This window comes from Halomonas sp., from assembly GCF_041689495.1.
In the GTDB taxonomy this organism is placed as follows: domain Bacteria; phylum Pseudomonadota; class Gammaproteobacteria; order Pseudomonadales; family Halomonadaceae; genus Halomonas.
On sequence record NZ_JBDNGD010000359.1, the window covers coordinates 1 to 3,970 of the forward strand.

General features: G+C 63.6%; 3 protein-coding genes and 1 pseudogene. 1 reads left to right on the forward strand and 3 read right to left on the reverse strand.

Features of this window, described 5'->3' with window-relative positions:
• Positions 1 to 112: 112 nt before the first annotated feature.
• The gene (gene ptsP, locus ACESMD_RS11330) at positions 113 to 2,374 is read right to left on the reverse strand and encodes a phosphoenolpyruvate--protein phosphotransferase (RefSeq protein WP_372613213.1); all 2,262 of its coding nucleotides are present in this window, start codon (positions 2,372 to 2,374) and stop codon (positions 113 to 115) included.
• Positions 2,375 to 2,478: 104 nt separating this feature from the next.
• The gene (locus tag ACESMD_RS11335; protein WP_372613209.1) at positions 2,479 to 2,970 is read right to left on the reverse strand and encodes an RNA pyrophosphohydrolase; all 492 of its coding nucleotides are present in this window, start codon (positions 2,968 to 2,970) and stop codon (positions 2,479 to 2,481) included.
• Positions 2,971 to 3,151: 181 nt separating this feature from the next.
• Between ACESMD_RS11335 and ACESMD_RS11340 the strand changes: the two genes are divergently transcribed.
• Positions 3,152 to 3,808 (forward strand): HAD family hydrolase, encoded by a 657-nt coding sequence (locus ACESMD_RS11340; RefSeq protein WP_372613211.1) that lies wholly within the window; start codon positions 3,152 to 3,154, stop codon positions 3,806 to 3,808.
• On the opposite strand, the pseudogene ACESMD_RS11345 reads toward ACESMD_RS11340, so the two are convergent.
• Positions 3,792 to 3,970 (reverse strand): annotated as a pseudogene (locus ACESMD_RS11345) (hypothetical protein); the annotation flags it as partial. The gene ACESMD_RS11340 and the pseudogene ACESMD_RS11345 overlap by 17 nt on opposite strands.

Below are 3,970 nucleotides of genomic sequence, written 5' to 3' on the forward strand. Positions count from 1 at the left end.
TAAGCCGTAAGCCGTAAGCCGTAAGCCGGGACACTGCCATCGGGCTCGCCGATATCAAAGGTTTTCTCTTATAGCTCAAAGCTTATGGCTTACAGCTCCCGGCGAAGCCGGGTTAATCCCGTGGCGGCAGCAGATGCGCCAGTTGCCAGCCACCGAGGCGATCAGCCAGATGGCGCCGAACGGCGGCCGGCGTTTCCAGCGCCAGGGTCTCGTCGACCAGCTCTCGGGCACTTTCCAGCGTAACGCGACGAATCGCCGCCCTCACTCTGGGCAGGCTGCGCGCGTTCATCGACAGGGCATTGAAGCCCATGCCCATCAACAGCAGGGCGCCAGCGGGATCGCCGGCCATCTCGCCGCACACCGAGGTCGGCATGTCGAGGCGTCGGGAATCATCGGCGAGACGCGCCATGGCGGAGAGCACCGCCGGATGACAGGCGTCGTAGAGGTCGGCTACCCGGGGATTGTTGCGGTCCACCGCCAGCAGGTATTGGGTCAGGTCATTGCTGCCCACGGAGAAGAACTCGACCCGCTGGGCCAGGGCATCGAGCTGGAAGAGAGTCGCCGGCACTTCCAGCATCACCCCCACCGGGGGGCGGTTCACGGCCACCCCCTCCTCACCCAGCTCCAGGATGGCGCGGTCGAGCAATTTCAGGGCGTCGTCGACCTCGTCGACATTGGTGACCATGGGCAGCATCACCTGGAGATTGTCGAGCCCCCTGGAGGCTCGCAGCATGGCCCGAAGCTGCACCATCAACACCTCGGGATGGTCCAGGGTGACGCGTATCCCCCGCCAGCCGAGGAAGGGATTGGCCTCTTCGATGGGAAAGTACGGTAGGTCCTTGTCGCCACCGATGTCCAGGGTGCGCATGACGACGGGCAGCGGTGCGAAGCTTTCCAGTTGATCACGGTAGAGGCGGGTCTGCTCCTGTTCACCGGGAAAGCGCTCGGTGATCATGAAGGACACTTCGGTTCGATAGAGCCCCACGCCACTGACACGGCTCTTCAGCGGGGCCACGGCCTCGACGGTGAGACCGGTATTGACCATCAATGGCATATCATGACCATCCGGGGTCCGGCTGGGCAGGTCCTGCTCGTGTTCCAGCACCTCGGCCAGCGCCTCTTCCTCGGCAATCAAGCTCTGATAATGGCTTTCCAGGTCCGGCGTGGGACGCACGAAGAGCCGCCCCCGATGCCCATCGAGCACCACATGGGTGCCATTGAGCCGTGGCAGGGGCAGATCGACCATGCCCGATACCGTGGGAATTCCCATGGCGCGGGCGATGATCGCCACATGGGAGGCGCTGGATCCTCGCACCGAGACCAGTCCGACCAGCTTGTCCCGAGGCACGTCGCCGAGTATGGCCACGCTGATCTCGTCACCCACCAGGATGGTGTTGTCCGGATAGACATCGGGCGTCTGCGGCGTTTCCTCCTGAAGGTGGGCCAGCACGCGACGCCCCAGGTCACGAACATCGGCCGCCCGCTCTCTCAGGTAGTCGTCGTCGACGCGCTCCAGATACTGGACATGGCGACGGACCACGTCGGCCAGGGCCCCGGGGGCCCACTGGCCTTCCCGGATGCGCTTGACCACCTCCTGGGACAGGGCCGCCTCCCCCAGCATCTGCTGGTAGACCTCGAACAGTGCCAGTTCCTGTACCGAGATCCGGCTGGCGAGGCGCTCGCCCGCCGCACGAATCTCCTTGCTGACGCGACCGATCGCCTTCCCGAGGCGAGCGATCTCGTACTCCACGTCCGTGGGCACCAGGTCAGGAACGCTGTCGAGATCCGCCGGCGGGGCAATCACCACCGCCTCGCCGATGGCCATCCCCGGGGAGGCCGCCACTCCCTTGAAAACCGCCTGATCCCCCGACAGATTGCGCCGGTTGAGATCCCCCGTGGCCAGGGCATGCGCCAGCACGCCGGCCAGTTGCGCCGCCATGGTGACCAGGAAGGCCTCGTCTTCCTCGTCATAGCGCCGCTTTTCCGACTGCTGGACGACGAGCACACCCAGCATGTGGCGCTGGTGGATGATCGGCACCCCCAGGAAGCTGGAAAAGCGCTCCTCGCCGGTGGCCTCGAAATAGCGAAAGAGGGGATGCGACTGGGCATCCTCAAGATTAAGGGGTTCTTCCCGCTGGGCCACCAGACCCACCAGACCTTCACCGACGGGCAGGACTACCTGCCCCACCGCCTGGGTACGCAAGCCGATGGTTTCCATCAGCACCAGGCGGTCTCTATCGGCATCGAAGAGATAGAAGGAACAGACATCGGTACGCATGGCCTTGCGGATACGGCGCACCATGGTCGACAGGGCGGCCTCGAGGTTACGGGCCCCGTTGACTTCCTGGATGACGCGGCGCAAGAGCTCGAGCATGGGCGTCCTGGTATCCATTTGTTTTCTGGTTCTCCTCTGCAGGGACACCTGACAGCATCGTCAGTCCCACTTCCATCCTGAGCCTTGCCGAGCACAAACGCGACTCATCCCTGCTCCAGTGCCAGGCGCTGGGCACGCGAGGAGAGTTCCCGCAGTGCGCGACGATAGACCTCGCGCTTGAAGGGGATGACCTGCCCCAGCGGATACCAGTAACTCACCCATCGCCAGCCATCGAACTCCGGCTTGGGCGTGGCATCCACACGGATCCGGCTTTCCTGGCAGCGGATGCGCAGCAGGAACCACTTCTGTTTCTGGCCGATACACACCGGCCGTGAATGGGTACGAACCATGCGTCGCGGGAGACGATAGCGCAGCCACCCCCGGGTGCAGGCAAGAATCTCGACGTCGTCGGCGGTCAAGCCGATTTCCTCGAACAGCTCACGAAAAAGGGCGTCCTGCGGTGTCTCGCTTGCCTTGATGCCTCCCTGGGGAAACTGCCACGCATTCTGCCCTACCCGACGCGCCCAAAGCAGCTGCCCCAGGTCATTGGCGATGATGATGCCAACATTGGGGCGAAAGCCGTCAGCGTCGATCACGGACTTCACCTTATCAATGCATCGTTGATGGTCATTCTTCCACAAGGCCATCTAGCGCATCAATCATCATTATCTTCAGCCGCCCGCGGTTGTCTGCCATAATCCGCAGCCTTCGATCATTCATCACCCGATTCGATCATTCATCACCCGATTCGATCATTCATAACATAGGGGGAACGCCGTGAGCCTGGCCATCTTCGACCTGGACAACACCCTGCTGTCCATCGACAGCGACCATGCCTGGGGGGAGTTCCTGCTCGAGCAGGGCGCGGTGGACCCGGTAGCCTACCGGGAGGCCAACGACCGCTTCCTGGCCGACTACCAGGCCGGCACTCTGGACATCCATGCCTTCCTCGAGGTCGCCCTCAGCCCCCTGGCGGAACACAGCCCCCAGCAACTCGCCGCCTGGCAACAGCAATTCATGGCCAGCAAGGTCGAGCCGAGCATCCTGCCCAGGGGGGAAGAGCTTCTCGCCCGCCACCGTTCCCGCGGCGACACCCTGCTGATCATCACCGCCACCAACCGTTTCATCACCGGCCCCATCGCCGAGCGGCTGGGCGTAGAGGCGTTGATCGCCACGGAACCCGAAAGGATCGACGGCCTCTACACCGGCAAGGCGACGAGCATTCCCTGCTATCGTGAGGGCAAGGTCCAACGGCTCGATGCCTGGATGGCAGAACAGGAGCTGACGCTGGAAGATGCCTGGTTCTACAGCGACTCCCACAACGACCTGCCGCTGCTCGAGAAGGTCGACTACCCGGTGGCTGTGGATCCCGACGACACCCTGCGCGAGGTTGCCGAGACCCGCGGCTGGAAGATCATCAGCCTGAGGGACTGATCCGGCCGAGCAGATGCTCGACGGCGGCCCGCTCTTCACGCAGCTCGTCTTCGGTCGCCTTCATGCGGCCGCGGCTGAAGTCGTTGACCTCGAGGCCCTGGACGATCTCGTACTTGCCGTTGCTGCACTTCACCGGGTAGGAATACATGATACCCGGCTCGA